The following is a 14,900-nucleotide window of genomic DNA, read 5'->3' as shown; positions in this document are numbered from 1 at the left end:
TTACTTCTTGTCCGGATCGACTTCGGTGAAGTCGGCATCGACCACCTTGTCGGCGCCGCCATCCTTGTCATGCGACTCGCCCTGATGCGAAGCCGCATCGTTGGGATGAGTGCCGCCGGCCCCCGCTTCCTGCTGCGCCTTGTACATGGCCTCGCCCAGCTTGATCGAGGTCTGCATAAGCGCGTCGGTCTTGGCCTTGATGTCGGCCAGATCCTCGCCGCCCATGACCGCCTTCAAGGCCTCGACATCCTTGGTGATGGCGTCCCTGATTTCGCTTCCGATCGCCTCGCCATGTTCCTTCAAATTCTTTTCCGTAGTGTGGATCATGGCGTCGGCATGGTTTCTGGCATCCACCAATTCGCGCCGCTTCTTGTCTTCCTCGGCATGCAGCTCGGCTTCCTTGACCATGCGGTCGATGTCGGCGTCGCCCAAGCCGCCCGAAGCCTGGATGCGGATATTCTGCTCCTTGCCGGTAGCCTTGTCCTTGGCGGTGACATGCACGATGCCGTTGGCGTCGATGTCGAAAGTGACCTCGATCTGCGGCACGCCCCTGGGGGCGGGCGGAATGCCGACCAGATCGAACTGGCCCAGCATCTTGTTGTCGGCAGCCATTTCGCGCTCGCCCTGGAAGACGCGGATGGTGACCGCCGTCTGCCCGTCTTCCGCCGTCGAGAAGGTCTGGCTTTTGCGGGTGGGGATGGTGGTGTTGCGGTCGATCAGGCGCGTGAAGACGCCGCCCAGCGTTTCGATGCCGAGCGAAAGCGGCGTCACGTCCAAGAGCAGCACGTCCTTGACGTCGCCCTTCAGAACGCCGCCCTGGATGGCAGCACCCAGCGCCACCACCTCGTCGGGATTGACGCCCTTATGCGGCTCGCGACCGAAGAATTCCTTGACCACGTCGTAAACCTTGGGCATGCGGGTCATGCCGCCGACCATGATCACTTCGTCGATTTCGCTGGCCTTGATGCCCGCATCTTTCAGCGCGGCGCGGCAAGGGCCGATGGTGCGCTGGATCAGTTCCTCGACCAGTGCTTCCAGCTTGGCGCGCGTCAGCTTCACGTTCAGATGCTTGGGTCCCGACTGGTCGGCCGTGATGAAGGGCAGATTGACGTCGGTCTGCATGGCGCTGGACAGTTCGATCTTGGCCTTTTCGGCGGCTTCCTTCAAGCGCTGCAGGGCCAAACGGTCCTGGCGCAGATCAATGCCCTGTTCTTTCTTAAACTCGTCGGCCAGATAGTCGATGATGCGAGCGTCGAAATCTTCGCCGCCCAGGAACGTGTCGCCGTTGGTCGATTTCACTTCGAAAACGCCGTCGCCGATTTCCAGCACCGAGACGTCGAAAGTGCCGCCGCCCAGGTCATAGACCACGATGACGCCCGCACCCTTCTTTTCCATGCCATAGGCCAGCGCCGCGGCGGTGGGTTCGTTGATGATGCGCAACACTTCCAGGCCCGCGATCTTGCCCGCGTCCTTGGTCGCTTGGCGCTGTGAATCGTTGAAATAGGCGGGCACGGTGATGACGGCCTGCGAAACCTTCTCGCCCAGATAGGCTTCCGCCGTTTCCTTCATCTTGGTCAGGATGAAGGCCGAGACCTGGCTGGGACTCATCTTCTTGCCGTCGATCTCGACCCAGGCATCGCCATTGTCGCCGGGCACGATCTTGTAGGGAACCAGGCCCTTGTCCTTTTCCACCAACGGATCGTCATAGCGCCGTCCGATCAGGCGCTTGATGGCGAACAGGGTGTGGGCGGGATTGGTCACCGCCTGGCGCTTGGCGGCCTGGCCGACCAGACGCTCGCCGGAATCGGCGAAGGCGACCATCGACGGCGTGGTTCTGGCGCCCTCGGAATTCTCGATGACTTTGGCGCCTTTGCCTTCCATGATGGCGACGCACGAATTCGTGGTGCCCAAATCGATGCCGATTACCTTGCTCATCTCATCCTCGTTCTCTGTCCGGCAGGCCCTTGCGATCCCTTCTAGGCGATCGGCGTCCGGCCCCCTTCGGGTGTTGGATCATAGCCTGGGCTTTGCCCCGGCCCTGGCGGATATATAGGGAAAGCCGTTCCAGCCCGCAACCATCCAGGCCGACAAGCCTTTACCTTAGGTGACTTATTACTTCGTTAATGTCCGGCCAGCTTGGCCAGCCGCTCCTGACAGGCAGCACCCCCGATGCGCCCCGTCACCTGATCGCGCAGGCTGACATAGGACACTTTCTGGGCTTCGCCCTCACGATATAGATATAGATCGATCACACACCCACCACCACTATACTGCCACAGTTCGGCCGGCGCTTCCTTTCGCCGCAGATTGGGCTGGCCAAGAAACCCCTGAACCTCGGATTCGGAAAGGCCGACCAGCTTCTCGGGCGTCATCGGCACAGATGGCGAAGATAAAGCCGGGCCGGGCGAAGCCGCGGCGAGGCGGGCTTCCGGCTGCTCCGCCGTCTGGCAGGCGGCTAGGCTTAGGGCGAGGCCCAGCCAAGCCGCCGCACGCGCCAGGTTCAATTGCGTCCCTCGGTTCCGGCACCAGAGGCCAAGCCCAGAAGCGGGGGCATGTTGGGGGCGCTGGCCTCGGGTGCTTCGGCCAATTCGACCGATCCCGACAACTGGCCGCCCTGTTCGACAACCAGACTGGCATAGCGCACCGAACCCCGCACGCGACCGGTGCCCTTAATGATCAGGCGGCCTCGAACGGCCAGTTGGCCTTCGAAACTGCCCGCGATGGTGGCTTCCTCGACCTCGGCATTGCCCTTGAAATAGCCGGTTTCGGAAATCTCCACCGAACGGGCGTCGGACAGCGAGGCTTCGACCCGCCCTTCGACCACCAAACGGTCGCAAGCGCTGATCTCGCCGGTCAGGCAGATGTCGCGCCCGACGATCAGCTTCTTGCCGTCCACCTCGGTCGAGGCGGAAGGGGAGCGGCGCGCCGCCCCGGGAATGTCGACCACGCGTCGGGGAATGTCCGTCCGAAAAGGGGTGGCGGGCGGCTTGTTGGGCATGTGCGTACCTTTGCGCGAAAAGGGTTTCATGGGCGGCGCGCTCATATCGTCCGAACCCTCATCGTTCGGGCTTTGCGCCTGTCCATTTTCCAGGCTGGCATTGTCCATGCCAGCCGCTTCGTCCTCAGTCCTTTTACGGCGGAACATCCGAACTCCACTCTTTTCCCTGGGTGATGCGCATTTTTCGCGCTTTTGCTGATTGCCGGGCGATTATAGCGGCTTTTGTTTCTCAAGCAACGACTGGAACACATGCACCATCCAGGCGGTCAGCAGAACGGGCGTGGCCAAATTGACCAGGGGGATGGTCATCAGGGCCGCCCCGGCTATGCCGGTCAGCAGCAAGCGCCCTCGATGCGCCAGGCGCATCTGGGCCATCTCTCCCGGCGCAAGCCTTCTGGCGGCCACCAGTTCGAAATATTCCCGGCCCAGCAGATAGCCGTTCAGCAGCAGGAAAACCCCCAGATTCAAGAGCGGAATGAAGTAGAAGGGCAAGGCCAGAAGGTTGAAGCCCAGACTGGCCAGCACGAAACGCAGCGCCGTGCCCAGGCTTTCAAACGGGCTGACGTCGCGGGGTTGGGCCAAGCCCGGATAATGGCGCTCTTCCACCGCGCCTGCCACGCGTTCCAGAAAAAAACCGACGATCAGCGTGGCGACGACGGGAAAAAACCACAGACTGGCCAGCATCACGACCAGCAGGGCGCCGACATCCAACGCCTGATCCAGCCATTCCAATTGCACCAGCTGCAGCAGGGACACGCCCTGCCAAAGCAGGAACCAAAGGGCCACCTCGAGGCCCAGGGCGCCCAGGATGCCAATCATAAGCACCCCCTTTAATTTGGGGTCCGACAATTGTTTCAGGGCCTTAAGGAAACCGTGCAACATAATTTTTCTCTTCTCTTGCCCTTGTTCACGCGGTGGTTATACTGCGCCGCTAATTTCAGGCCCTGCAAGACTTAAGGATGACAAGTTTCGATGACGGAGAGCTATCACGTCGTCGGTATCGGCAACGCCATCGTCGATGTGCTCGCCCATGCCTCCGATTCGTTCCTGACCGAACAGAACCTGCCCAAGGGGGCGATGACCCTGATCGACGCTCATCAGGCGCAGCGTCTTTATGCCCAAATGGGACCGGCCATCGAATGTTCGGGCGGCTCGGCCGCCAATACCATGGCGGGCATCGCCTCGCTGAAGGGCGCCGCCGCCTATATCGGCAAGGTCCATGACGACGTGCTGGGCCGGGTGTTTCGCCACGACCTGTCGGCCATCGGCGTTCATTACCGCACCCCTTCGCTCAGGCGTGGCCCCACCACTGCGCGTTGCCTGATCCTGGTCACCCCCGACGCCCAGCGCACCATGCAGACCTATCTGGGCGCTTGCATCGAGCTGGGGCCGGAAGACATCGACGAGGACCTGATCGTCAACAGCCAGGTCACCTATCTTGAGGGTTATCTGTACGATCCCCCCAGGGCCAAGGAAGCCTTCAAAAAGGCGGCCAAGCTGGCGCATGGGGCGGGACGCAAGGTGGCCTTGTCGCTGTCCGATTCCTTTTGCGTCAATCGCCACCGCGCCGAATTCCTGGAATTCGCGCAAGGCTATACAGACATCCTGTTCGCCAACGAGTCGGAAATCGAATCGCTGTTCCAGACCGACAATTTCGACCTGGCCCTGCAAAAGGCCCGCGGTCTGTGCTCGGTGGTGGTGCTGACCCGCTCGGCCAAGGGGTCGGTGGTGGTGGCGGGCGACGAGATGCACGTCATCGACGCCGAGAAGGTTCATAAGGTCGAGGACACGACGGGGGCGGGCGACCTGTTCGCCGCCGGTTTCCTGTGGGCCTTGACCCAAAACCGTTCCCTAGCCGATTCGGCAAGGGCGGGCGGCATTTGCGCCGCCGAAGTCATTTCACATATCGGCGCCAGACCATCTTGCGATCTGGCCAAACTCATGGCCGAAAAACTAGGCTGAAACCGGGACAAAATGGACATCCGCAACATTGCTATCATCGCCCATGTCGATCATGGGAAAACGACGCTTGTCGATGCGCTTCTGCGCCAAAGCGGGACTTTCCGCGACAATCAGCAAGTGGCCGAACGGGCCATGGACAAGAACGATCTCGAGCGCGAGCGCGGCATCACGATTTTGGCCAAATGCACCTCGGTGATCTGGAAGGACGTGCGCATCAACATCGTGGACACGCCGGGCCATGCCGATTTCGGCGGCGAGGTCGAGCGCATCTTGTCGATGGTTGACGGCGTGGTGGTGCTGGTCGACGCCGCCGAAGGCCCGATGCCGCAAACCAAGTTCGTGACGCAAAAGGCCCTGGCCCAGGGCCTGCGCCCCATCGTGCTGATCAACAAGGTCGATCGCCAGGACGCCCGCGCCCACGAAGTGCATGATGAAGTGTTCGATCTGTTCGCCATCCTGGACGCCAATGACGACCAGTTGGATTTCCCCACCCTGTTCGCAGTGGGCCGCGACGGCTGGGCCGCCGAATCGCCCGACGGTCCCAAGGAAAACCTTACCCCGCTGTTCGACCTGATCTTGAAGCATGTGCCGCCGCCCAAGCGCGACATGGAGCAGAACTTCTCGATGCTGGTCACGCTGCTGGAATATGATCCCTATCTGGGCCGCGTGCTCACGGGCCGCGTCGAGACCGGACGCGTCAAGGCCAACATGCCGATCAAGGCGCTGACGCCGGACGGCAAGCTGGTCGAGCAGGCCCGCGTTTCCAAGCTGCTGACCTTCAGAGGCCTTGAGCGCATCCCCGCCGACGAGGCCGAGGCGGGCGACATCGTCGCCATCGCGGGCCTGACCAACGCCACCGTGGCCGACACGCTGTGCGCCCTTGAATTCACCCAGCCGTTGACGGCGATTCCCGTCGATCCGCCCACTTTGTCGATGACCTTCTCGGTCAATGATTCACCCTATGCCGGGCAGGAAGGCACGAAAGTCACGTCGCGCATGATCGGCGACCGCTTGAAGCGCGAGTCCGAGGGCAATGTGGCGATCAGCGTCAAGGAAAGCGAAGAGCGCGATTCCTACGAGGTTTCGGGTCGCGGCGAATTGCAGCTGGGCGTCTTGATCGAACAAATGCGCCGCGAAGGGTTCGAACTGTCGATTTCGCGCCCCCGCGTGCTGTTCCGCACCGACGAGAACGGCGAGCGCACGGAACCTTTCGAAGACGTGCAGATCGACGTCGACGAGGAATATTCAGGGTCGGTGGTCGAAAAGATGGCCAACCGCAAGGCCGAATTGACCGAAATGCGCCCCTCGGGTGCAGGCAAGGTGCGCATCGTGTTCCGCGCCCCTTCACGCGGCCTGATCGGCTATCACGGCGAATTCCTGACCGACACCAGGGGTACGGGCCTGATGAACCGCAGCTTTGCGGGCTATGCACCGTGGAAAGGCCCGATCGAGGGCCGACGCAACGGCGTGCTGATCTCGAACGGTCTGGGCGAAACCGTCGCCTATGGCTTGTGGTATCTTGAGGAACGCGGGCCTCTGTTCGTGGGCGCGGGCGTGAAGACCTATGAAGGCATGATCATCGGCGAACATTCGCGCGGCAACGATCTTGAGGTCAATTGCCTGAAGGCCAAGCAGCTGACCAATATCCGGGCCAGCGGCAAGGACGAGGCGGTTCGCCTGACCACGCCCAGGAAAATGTCGCTGGAAGACGCCATCGCCTATATCCAAGACGACGAGCTGGTCGAGGTCACGCCCAAAAGCATCCGGCTTAGGAAGCGCGACCTGGACGCCAACGAGCGCAAGAAGGCCTCGCGCAAGGCCGAGTCGTGATGAAGGCGGACTGGTGACAAAGGCGAGCTTCGCTGCAACAATCGCCCGATGACCGACGCGCCTGGCCGATACCCGTTTGACCGTTTGATGCCCGCCGGCATGCGCAGGCGCTGGTGGATGTTCCGCCCGCTTGATCTGGTCGTGCGCTACTGGCCGGTCTTCAAGAAGCCCAAGGGCCTGCTGGCGGTGCGCATGGACGGCATCGGCGACATGGTGCTGTTTCGCCGCGCCCTTGATCACTACGCCCAGGCCTTCGGCGTCGACAAGCAAGACATCACGGTGCTGGGCTGCGCCTCGTGGGGCGGCATCACGTCCGAAGTGTTCAAGGGCTACAAGTGCCGCATCATCGACGAGCACGCCTTCGAGCGCAAACCCTTCTATCGCTTCAAGGAAGCCTTGTGGGTGCGCAAGCAAGGTTTCGCGATCGCCGTATCGGACATCTTCTTTCGAAAGGCGCTGACCGCCGACAGCCTGGTCTGGTTCTCGGCCGCTCCCCTGAAGGTCATGTCCAAGCCCTATATCAGCGACGCCACCAAGGGCGAATTCGGCTATTACCTAAGCGAAAACGTTCGCGTGATCGATACCGGCCCCTATCCCACACATGAAATCATCCGCCATTTCAAGTTCGTCTCGCAAATGGCCGGACGCGACATCGCACCCCAATCGCCCAAGATCGATTGGCGCGACGCGCCCTCTCCCGTTTTCGACGGCCCTCCTTATGTGGTGCTGAATTTCGGCTCGAACGAGCCGGGAAGGCGCTGGCCGTTCGAAGCCTATCTGGTCGTGGCGAACAGGCTGCTCGATCTGGGCTATCGCGTGGCCTTCACCGGCGGCAGCGAAGCGGAAAGGGCGCGCCAGCCCGAGATGCGCCGCGTTCTCAACCGCCCCGGCGTGATCGACATGATCGGGCGCACCAACCTGCCCACGCTGCTTGACCTGATGAAACACGCCCTGGCCGTGTTGTCCAACGATACGGGACCGGCGCATTTGTCGGTCGCCCTTGGAACCCCCACGGTGGTGGTGGTAGGCGGCGGCCATTTCGGCAGCTTCGTGCCCTATCCGCCCGAAGCTACGCCCGCCAACGCCCGTTTCGTCTATCGCGAGATGGATTGCTATCACTGTTTCTGGCGCTGCACGAAACGCGCCACCAAGGAAGACGTCTTTCCTTGCATCGAGGCCGTGCCGGTGGATGAGGTCTGGCGGGAATTGTCGCAACTATTGCCGTTGGCATAGCGTCGGACGCTTATCTCGTCGTCGCCGGAAAGCGCTTGAGCATCCAAAACAGCAGCAGCAGGCCGGGAAGTGCTGCGACCGTGCTGAGGGCAAAGAAGTTCACCCAACCCAGTTGCACGACCAGCCAGCCGCTGGATGACGCGAACAGGGTGCGCCCAAGGGCGGCGGGCGACGACAAAAGCGCATATTGCGTGCCGGTGAAGGACAGGTTGCACAGGCGCGACAGATAGGCCACGAAAGCGGCCGACCCCATGCCGCCCGCCAGATTCTCGATGCCGATGGTGGCGTACAGCGCCGGAATGTCGTGACCCCGGGTCGCCATCCAGGCGAACATCAAATTCGATCCCATCTGGAAAACGCCAAAGACGATCAGGCTTTTGCCGATGCCGAAACGCGCCACCCCCACCCCGCCCAGGAAAGTGCCCAGAATTGTCGCCCCGAAGCCAAACAGCTTGCTGATTTCGGCGATTTCGGATTTGGCGAAACCCATCTTCAGATAGAAGGTGGTCGAGATCATGCCGGCCAGGGCGTCACCCAGCTTGTAAAGCACGATGAAGGCGAAGACGGCCAGCACTTGCCAGCCCAAGCGGCTCACGATGTCGGCGAAGGGGGCCAGTACCTTGTCTCTCAGCCAGTTGCCCGAAGCGGGGGCCGGAACCTCCTTGGGTTCCTTGTTCAGCAGCAGCGTCAAGGCGCCGACGCCCATCAATCCCGCCATCACGGCGTAAACCTGCGGCCAGGGCATCGCCTCGGCCAAAAACAGCGAGCCTGCGCCGGAAATCAGCATGCCGATGCGATAGCCGAACTGCACGGCGGCCGCACCCGCGCCATATTGTTTCTCTTCCAGGATCTCGACCCTGAAGGCGTCGATCACGATATCCTGGCTGGCCGAGGCGAAAGCGATCAGGACGGCGATTGCCGCAAAGGCTCCCGGTTGGCTGGCGGGATCAATGCCGCCCAACAAGACAAGCAATGCGGCCAGACTGGCCTGGACGAACAGGCCCCATCCTCTGCGCCGTCCCAGTCGGGACAAGATGGGCAGGCTTAAACGATCGATCAGCGGCGCCCACAGGAATTTGACGCTATAGGGAACGCCCACCAGGGCGAAGAGGCCGATGGTGGTCAGGTCGGCTTGGGCCTCGGTCAACCAGGCCATCAGGGTTTGACCGGTCAGCGCCAAGGGCAGGCCGCTGGAGAAGCCCAGGAACAAGACCGCCAGAATGCGCCGATCCCAGTAAACAGCCAGCGCCTTCAGCCAGGAATTCACGCAAATTCCTCCAGCAATTCCAGCCCTGCCTTCGCCGCTTCGCTGGCGTTCAATTTGGCGACGCAAGGATAGATGCGTTCATGGTTGGGATGGATGCAAACGCCCAGGCAACCCTTGCAATCCATCTCGGCCATCAAGAATCGCACATTCGAAGGACAGGTCTCGGCGGGATAGGGCACGATCTCGCCCGCATAGGCAGCACTTGCCAGACAGAGCGTCGGCGCGCCCGACAGGGCGGCCAGATGCATCAGGGCCGTATCGACACTGACCACCAGTTTGGCTGCGCGCAAGCTGGGCAGCAAGTCCTTGAAGGGCCTGGCGTCGAAGGTCAGGTTCGGACGGGCCAACAGGCGGCGAAAGTCGGGATTGCGTTCCAGATCGCCGGGTGCGCCCAGCAGCGCCACCTTGACTTCCTTGGGCAGGGCGTCCAGCAGGGGCAGATAGAATTCGGGCGGACATTGCTTTGAAGTTACCGCCGAAAAGGGCTGGATGAAAACGGTGGGCGCCAGATCAGTGGCGGCGGGCTGCATGCGCGATTCGGGAAGGGCCAGAACGGGGGGCGGCAAGGTCTTGCCGGTCAGCCAATCGGCAAAGCCCGCCCAGCGCAGAACCTTGTCAACCAATGCGCCGCCGCTGTCATAAAGGCGCGTGTAGATTGTTTGGTTGGCGTCAAGTTCCGTTTGATATTTCGCCCAGGGCTTGGCTTTCATGGCCGCCGTTTCGCAAGCGCCGCAGGCCTTGATCAAGGCCTCGTCCAGATGGGGGTGGCGCAAGTAATCAAGGCTGACCGCCAGGCGCAGGTTTCTGGCGGCCAGACCGCGAAAGCAGGCCAGCCGATAGGCCCAATCGCTTTTCAAACGGGGAAAATCGATGCTCAGAATTTCCAGCTCAGGCGGAGCCAGGAAACTCATTTTGGCCGCATCCTTGCGCATCAACAGCGTGACCTGCTCGCCCCTATTGGCCAAGGCCAGAAAGCGGTCCAGCACCGCCATCAGAAGCACGGCGTCGCCAAGCCCGCCGGCGGCGATCAGCAGCACGCCCGATCTGTTTTCCTTGCTTGTCTTGGATGCCGCCAGACGCATCAGAATTTGATCGAGCAGCATCGACAATTTCATGCCAGTTGCGCTTTCAGCGCCTGCAATGCCGCTTCGGTTGGAATCAAGCCCATCTCGCGCCCGCCAAATTCCTGGGCCGTCACGATGGTCAGGCACGAGGAAACGGGGGCGAATTTGGCCGGGCTGGTGGGTCCGAACAGCGAGACCAGCGGACGCCCGCTTAAGGCCAACATATGGCCAACCCCGGAATCATTGGCCAGCGAGGCCGCCAGCCTTTCGCCCAGCGCGATGGTCAGCAGCGGCGAATAGGCGAAGCGCTGGGCCACGCCCGATTGCTGCAGGGGAAACAGCGCCGCAGGAACCTGCTTGGCCAATGGCTCTTGCCAGTCCGGCTCCTGCGGACCCAATAGATAGACAGGGGTGAAGCCGTCTTGCGACAAGGCCCGCCCCACTTCTGCGAAACGGTCCAGCGGCCAGCATTTTGGTTTGCCGCCAGCGCCCGGCGCCAGCCCCACATAACGCTTGCCCTCGGGCAGCAGGCGCTTGGCTTCTTCATGCATGTCATCGGGGATCGATACGTCGATCCGTTTTGGCGTGGCGACGCTTTCGCCGGTCGCCAGCTCCAACAGGTCCAGCATCTGGCGCAGCATGGTCTTGGGAAATTTATATCCTTTGGGCGGCTTGCGGCTTGAAAAGAGGAAATGAGCGAAGGGTGACAGACGCCAGCGGGCGGGGATGCGCATCAGGGCCAGCGAGGCCAGGGCGACGCGCTGGGTATCGATCACCAGGTCGAAACGCCGCCCGTTCAGGGGCCGATGCAACAGTTCCAGCGGATCAAGGCCGATATTCGCTTGCTCGATCACTTCGTCGATCAGGCCTTGGACGGCGGGCGCCATCTGGCTGGCATAGACGCTGGTGTCCTTTCCGGCCAGCCAGGTGATGCGCGCCTCGGGAAAGGCGGCGCGCAGCCCGCGCACGAAAGGCAGCTTCAACAGCGCGTCGCCCACGCGGTCGAGACCGACATAGACGAGAATGGTTTGGGGCTGAATTTTCTTGCTGGCCATGGATTTGCATCTAACACATGCTGCCCGCCCAAGGAAGCGCTCTTGACCCTTGGGATGATTTCTGGCTTCCTCCCCCGGCTTTCTTGCCCTTCCAACCGGCAAGCGCGCATGTCTTATTCATCCAGTCCACATGGAGCGGCCTATGTCTGCCAAACGCATCTTCTCGGGTATCCAGCCCACCGGCAATCTGCATCTCGGCAATTATCTGGGGGCCATCCGCAATTGGGTGCGCCTGCAGGGCGATTACGAATGCCTGTTCTGCATGGTCGATCTGCACGCCATCACGGTTTGGCAAGACCCGCAAGAGCTGCGCCGCAACACCAGGGAAGTGGCCGCCGGCATGCTGGCTTCGGGCGTCGATCCCGAAAAGAACATCTTGTTCAACCAAAGCCAGGTGCCCGCCCATGCCGAATTGGCCTGGATCTTCAATTGCGTGGCGCGCATGGGTTGGCTGAACCGCATGACCCAGTTCAAGGAGAAGGCGGGCAAGCACAAGGAAAACGCCTCGGTCGGCCTGTTCGCCTATCCCAATCTGATGGCCGCCGACATTCTAGCCTACAAGGCCACCCATGTGCCGGTGGGCGAGGACCAAAAGCAGCATCTTGAATTGACGCGCGACATCGCCATCAAGTTCAACAACGATTTCAAGGTCGATTTCTTTCCCATCACCGAACCCCTGATCTTTGGGGCGGCCACAAGGGTGATGAGCCTGCGTGACGGCACGCGCAAGATGAGCAAGTCCGAGGAATCGGATTATTCGCGCATCAACATGACCGACGATGCCGACGCCATCGCCCAGAAGATCAGGCGGGCCAAGACAGATCCCGACGCCATGCCGGATACGGTCGAGAATATGGACTCGCGCCCCGAAGCCTCGAATCTGCTGGGCATTTACGCCGCCCTTTCCGACATGGACAAGGAAGCTGCCTTGCAGAAATTCGCAGGCCTCCAATTCTCGGCCTTCAAGCAAGAGCTGGTCGATCTGTCGGTTTCGGTTCTGGGACCCATCAATGCCGAAATGAAGCGGCTGATGGACGATCCCGCCCATATCGACGGCATTTTGAAGCGCGGCGGCGAGAAGGCCAGGGCGATGGCCGAGCCTATCTTGTCGCAAGTCTATGATATCGTTGGCTTCCTAAAACCATAGCCGCTTTGGGCTTGATCCAGGGGCCAAGGCCGCCTATCTAATGGGGGCCTATAAGGAGATACGCATGTTCATCGAGACCGAAAGCACGCCCAATCCCGCCACCTTAAAATTTCTTCCCGGCCAGACCGTGATGACCAAGGGAACGGCCGATTTTCCGAGCGCCGACAAGGCCGCTCGCTCGCCGCTGGCCAGCGCACTGTTCGGCATCGATGGGGTTGTTTCGGTGTTTCTGGGGTCCGATTTCGTCAGCGTCTCCAAGCATGACCATGCGGACTGGACCAATCTGAAGCCCCAGGTGCTGGGCGCCATCATGGATCATTTCACCCATAATCGTCCGATCCTGGCCGAAGGCGCCGAGATCGGCGAGGCGGAAACGCTGGACGATGAAATCGTCACCAAGATCAAGGAACTGCTGGATACGCGCATTCGCCCGGCGGTGGCCCAGGATGGCGGCGACATCATCTTTCGCGGCTTCGAGGACGGGACGGTTTACCTGCACATGCAGGGTGCTTGTTCCGGATGCCCGAGTTCGACGGCGACCTTGAAGCACGGCATCGAGAACATGCTGCGCTATTACGTGCCTGAGGTTCAGGCCGTGCAGGCGGTCGATTAACATAATAAAAACACGTTTGGTCGTAATGCTGCCCGAGGGAACGGTTTCTGTTTGCCCCCATGGCGAGAGGCGCTTCATGCCTGCCGCCGATTGAAGGACAAGGAAAAGAGCGTTGAGGACAGCGAAGAAGAAGTTAAGCCGCAAGCGTTTTGAAGGCGCTGCGCTGGGGGTTCTGGCCCTGTGCGTGGCGGGACTTTACACCGTCAGCCTGACCACCAGCTTCGGCCAAAAGGCCGACATTCCGATGGAAGTGTTGCGCGCCCGCGGCTTGCTGCCGCCAGCCCTTGGCGATAGCGACGAGGATCGTCCGCAGTCGGCGCAGTTGGCGCAGGCCTTCCAGGGCATGGGCTACGAGTTGGATCTGGTGGCTAGGGGCGAAACGGCGGTGCCGCGCCTGTATTTGGCCAACCTGCCCGCCGATCTCGACGACATCAATGACGCTGGCCTGCGCAAGGCCTTGTTCCTGCGCGCCATGCTGCCGCTGGTGCTCAGCATGAACGAGACCATCCAGGCCGACCGCAAGCGCCTGCTGGCCTATGCCGAGCGCGTGAAGGCGGGCCTGCGCATCATTCCGGCCGAGCGCGACTGGCTGAACGATTTGTTCTTGCGCTACGACGTTGAAGACAATGACCTGTTCGCCTTGCTCAAACGGGTCGATGTGATTCCGCCCTCGCTGGCTTTGGCCCAGGCGGCCGAGGAATCGGGCTGGGGCACGTCGCGCTTTGCCCAACAAGGCAACGCCTTGTTCGGCCAATGGACCCAAAGCGAGGGGAAGGGCTTGGTGCCGACCGAACGCGCCCGCAACGCCACCTATGCCGTGCGCAGCTTCGGGTCATTGGCCGAGGCGGTCAAATCCTATGCCCATAATCTGAACACTCATAACGCCTATGCCGAATTCCGAGACGCTCGCTTCGCGGCCCGCGAGGCCGACCAGCCGCTGGACGGCTATCAGCTGAGCGAGGCCTTGCACCGCTATTCGGAGAGGGGCGACGAATATGTTGCCACCTTGCGCAAGCTGATGCGCCAGAACGAGCTGGGCGCCCTGGACGAGGCCCGGCTGGGCCAAAGGGCGCTGGGACCGAGCTATTAATTTTTGGCGGGGGCGGGTTCCCCCGCCTTTTTGCGCTTGGGATCGTCCTTCATCACGACATAATTGACGATGCGCCGAACGCGGGGCACTTCGCGGGCATGGTCGATCACCCGGTTCAGCTCGGATTGGTTCTGGGCGATGCCGGTCAGGTAAACGTCGCCATTCACCACATCGACATTGTAATTGATGTTGCGGATGAATTTGTCGAACATCAGGCGCGAGCGCAGTTCGGCGCCGATCCAAACATCATTCTTGAAATCCTTGATGCCCGCCGTATCGCCGACTTTGATCTCGTTGATCACTTCGCGCACGCCCTCGGCCTGCCAAGTCAGGCGCACGGCCTCGACGCGGTGTTCAGGCTTGGCGACCTCGCCGGTCAGCAACACGCGGCCCTCGACGACCGACATGTCCACCTTGCGGTACATTTCGAAATCCTGGTCCAGCCACAGCTTGTTGATTTCCAGCCGGATCTTGGCGTCATCCACCACGCCCGAGACGCCGCGCTCCTCGGAAGCGGCGACGCCCACGGTGGCCCCGGCGCCCACGGCGGCGCCAATCGGCGTGCAGGCTTGAGACGCGGCGGCAACGGCCAGCAGAACGGAAACGGCGGCGAAACGATTAGTCATGGCAAACCCCGGTTA

At 61.5% G+C, this 14,900-nt stretch carries 14 protein-coding genes; 6 read left to right on the top strand and 8 right to left on the bottom strand.

Annotated features, from left to right (window positions below):
- The 4 genes from dnaK to HQL44_06115 all read right to left on the bottom strand — a co-directional run bounded on the left by dnaK (position 1) and on the right by HQL44_06115 (position 3,880).
- Complete coding sequence (dnaK, locus tag HQL44_06130) at positions 1-1,935, bottom strand: molecular chaperone DnaK (GenBank protein MBF0268150.1); 1,935 nt, start codon at positions 1,933-1,935, stop codon at positions 1-3.
- Between the two features lie 185 nt (positions 1,936-2,120).
- Positions 2,121-2,504 (bottom strand): hypothetical protein, encoded by a 384-nt coding sequence (locus HQL44_06125; protein MBF0268149.1) that lies wholly within the window; start codon positions 2,502-2,504, stop codon positions 2,121-2,123.
- Positions 2,501-3,145 carry a polymer-forming cytoskeletal protein gene (locus HQL44_06120; GenBank protein ID MBF0268148.1) on the bottom strand — a complete coding sequence of 215 codons (645 nt, stop codon included), beginning with the start codon at positions 3,143-3,145 and terminating at the stop codon, positions 2,501-2,503. Before HQL44_06120 ends, HQL44_06125 begins: the two co-directional genes overlap by 4 nt.
- A gap of 63 nt (positions 3,146-3,208) precedes the next feature.
- The gene (locus HQL44_06115; GenBank protein ID MBF0268147.1) at positions 3,209-3,880 is read right to left on the bottom strand and encodes an EI24 domain-containing protein; all 672 of its coding nucleotides are present in this window, start codon (positions 3,878-3,880) and stop codon (positions 3,209-3,211) included.
- Between the two features lie 90 nt (positions 3,881-3,970).
- Between HQL44_06115 and HQL44_06110 the strand changes: the two genes are divergently transcribed.
- From HQL44_06110 to HQL44_06100, 3 genes are read left to right on the top strand one after another with little or no spacing between them, the layout of a single operon-like run.
- Complete coding sequence (locus tag HQL44_06110; GenBank protein ID MBF0268146.1) at positions 3,971-4,960, top strand: adenosine kinase; 990 nt, start codon at positions 3,971-3,973, stop codon at positions 4,958-4,960.
- 12 nt (positions 4,961-4,972) lie between these two features.
- Positions 4,973-6,790 carry a translational GTPase TypA gene (gene typA / locus HQL44_06105; GenBank protein ID MBF0268145.1) on the top strand — a complete coding sequence of 606 codons (1,818 nt, stop codon included), beginning with the start codon at positions 4,973-4,975 and terminating at the stop codon, positions 6,788-6,790.
- Between the two features lie 48 nt (positions 6,791-6,838).
- Positions 6,839-8,023 (top strand): glycosyltransferase family 9 protein, encoded by a 1,185-nt coding sequence (locus HQL44_06100; GenBank protein MBF0268144.1) that lies wholly within the window; start codon positions 6,839-6,841, stop codon positions 8,021-8,023.
- A 10-nt stretch (positions 8,024-8,033) separates the two neighbouring features.
- Here the strand turns inward: HQL44_06100 and HQL44_06095 are convergent, their stop codons facing one another.
- The 3 genes from HQL44_06095 to HQL44_06085 are packed head-to-tail and all read right to left on the bottom strand — an operon-like array spanning position 8,034 to position 11,409.
- Complete coding sequence (locus tag HQL44_06095) at positions 8,034-9,296, bottom strand: AmpG family muropeptide MFS transporter (protein ID MBF0268143.1); 1,263 nt, start codon at positions 9,294-9,296, stop codon at positions 8,034-8,036.
- Positions 9,287-10,405 carry a lipopolysaccharide heptosyltransferase family protein gene (locus HQL44_06090; GenBank protein ID MBF0268142.1) on the bottom strand — a complete coding sequence of 373 codons (1,119 nt, stop codon included), beginning with the start codon at positions 10,403-10,405 and terminating at the stop codon, positions 9,287-9,289. The genes HQL44_06095 and HQL44_06090 overlap by 10 nt, the downstream gene beginning before the upstream one ends.
- The gene (locus tag HQL44_06085) at positions 10,402-11,409 is read right to left on the bottom strand and encodes a glycosyltransferase family 9 protein (protein MBF0268141.1); all 1,008 of its coding nucleotides are present in this window, start codon (positions 11,407-11,409) and stop codon (positions 10,402-10,404) included. Before HQL44_06085 ends, HQL44_06090 begins: the two co-directional genes overlap by 4 nt.
- Positions 11,410-11,551: 142 nt before the next feature.
- On the opposite strand from HQL44_06085, the gene trpS reads away from it, so the two are divergent.
- The 3 genes from trpS (at position 11,552) to HQL44_06070 (ending at position 14,259) form a co-directional block, all read left to right on the top strand.
- Positions 11,552-12,556 (top strand): tryptophan--tRNA ligase, encoded by a 1,005-nt coding sequence (gene trpS / locus HQL44_06080; protein MBF0268140.1) that lies wholly within the window; start codon positions 11,552-11,554, stop codon positions 12,554-12,556.
- Positions 12,557-12,620: 64 nt separating this feature from the next.
- On the top strand, positions 12,621-13,169 hold the full coding sequence (locus HQL44_06075) for a NifU family protein (GenBank protein ID MBF0268139.1): 549 nt from the start codon (positions 12,621-12,623) through the stop codon (positions 13,167-13,169).
- Between the two features lie 112 nt (positions 13,170-13,281).
- Positions 13,282-14,259, top strand: coding sequence for a glucosaminidase domain-containing protein (locus tag HQL44_06070; protein MBF0268138.1), 978 nt, complete (start codon positions 13,282-13,284; stop codon positions 14,257-14,259).
- On the opposite strand, the gene HQL44_06065 is transcribed toward HQL44_06070, so the two are convergent.
- Entirely contained in the window at positions 14,256-14,885 is a 630-nt protein-coding gene (locus HQL44_06065; protein ID MBF0268137.1) for a BON domain-containing protein, read from the bottom strand. The two genes, HQL44_06070 and HQL44_06065, sit on opposite strands and share 4 nt — an antisense overlap.
- Positions 14,886-14,900 lie beyond the last annotated feature (15 nt).

It is taken from the genome of Alphaproteobacteria bacterium, from assembly GCA_015231795.1.
Taxonomy (GTDB): domain Bacteria; phylum Pseudomonadota; class Alphaproteobacteria; order Rhodospirillales; family WMHbin7; genus WMHbin7.
This window is presented reverse-complemented; position numbering and strand designations above follow the sequence as displayed.

Coding starts and splice junctions, on each gene's coding strand:
- dnaK (MBF0268150.1), bottom strand. CDS start 1,935: ATGAGCAAGGTAATCGGCATCGATTTGGGCACCACGAATTCGTGCGTC.
- HQL44_06120 (MBF0268148.1), bottom strand. CDS start 3,145: ATGTTCCGCCGTAAAAGGACTGAGGACGAAGCGGCTGGCATGGACAAT.
- HQL44_06115 (MBF0268147.1), bottom strand. CDS start 3,880: ATGTTGCACGGTTTCCTTAAGGCCCTGAAACAATTGTCGGACCCCAAA.
- HQL44_06110 (MBF0268146.1), top strand. CDS start 3,971: ATGACGGAGAGCTATCACGTCGTCGGTATCGGCAACGCCATCGTCGAT.
- typA (MBF0268145.1), top strand. CDS start 4,973: ATGGACATCCGCAACATTGCTATCATCGCCCATGTCGATCATGGGAAA.
- HQL44_06100 (MBF0268144.1), top strand. CDS start 6,839: ATGACCGACGCGCCTGGCCGATACCCGTTTGACCGTTTGATGCCCGCC.
- HQL44_06090 (MBF0268142.1), bottom strand. CDS start 10,405: ATGAAATTGTCGATGCTGCTCGATCAAATTCTGATGCGTCTGGCGGCA.
- HQL44_06085 (MBF0268141.1), bottom strand. CDS start 11,409: ATGGCCAGCAAGAAAATTCAGCCCCAAACCATTCTCGTCTATGTCGGT.
- trpS (MBF0268140.1), top strand. CDS start 11,552: ATGTCTGCCAAACGCATCTTCTCGGGTATCCAGCCCACCGGCAATCTG.
- HQL44_06075 (MBF0268139.1), top strand. CDS start 12,621: ATGTTCATCGAGACCGAAAGCACGCCCAATCCCGCCACCTTAAAATTT.
- HQL44_06065 (MBF0268137.1), bottom strand. CDS start 14,885: ATGACTAATCGTTTCGCCGCCGTTTCCGTTCTGCTGGCCGTTGCCGCC.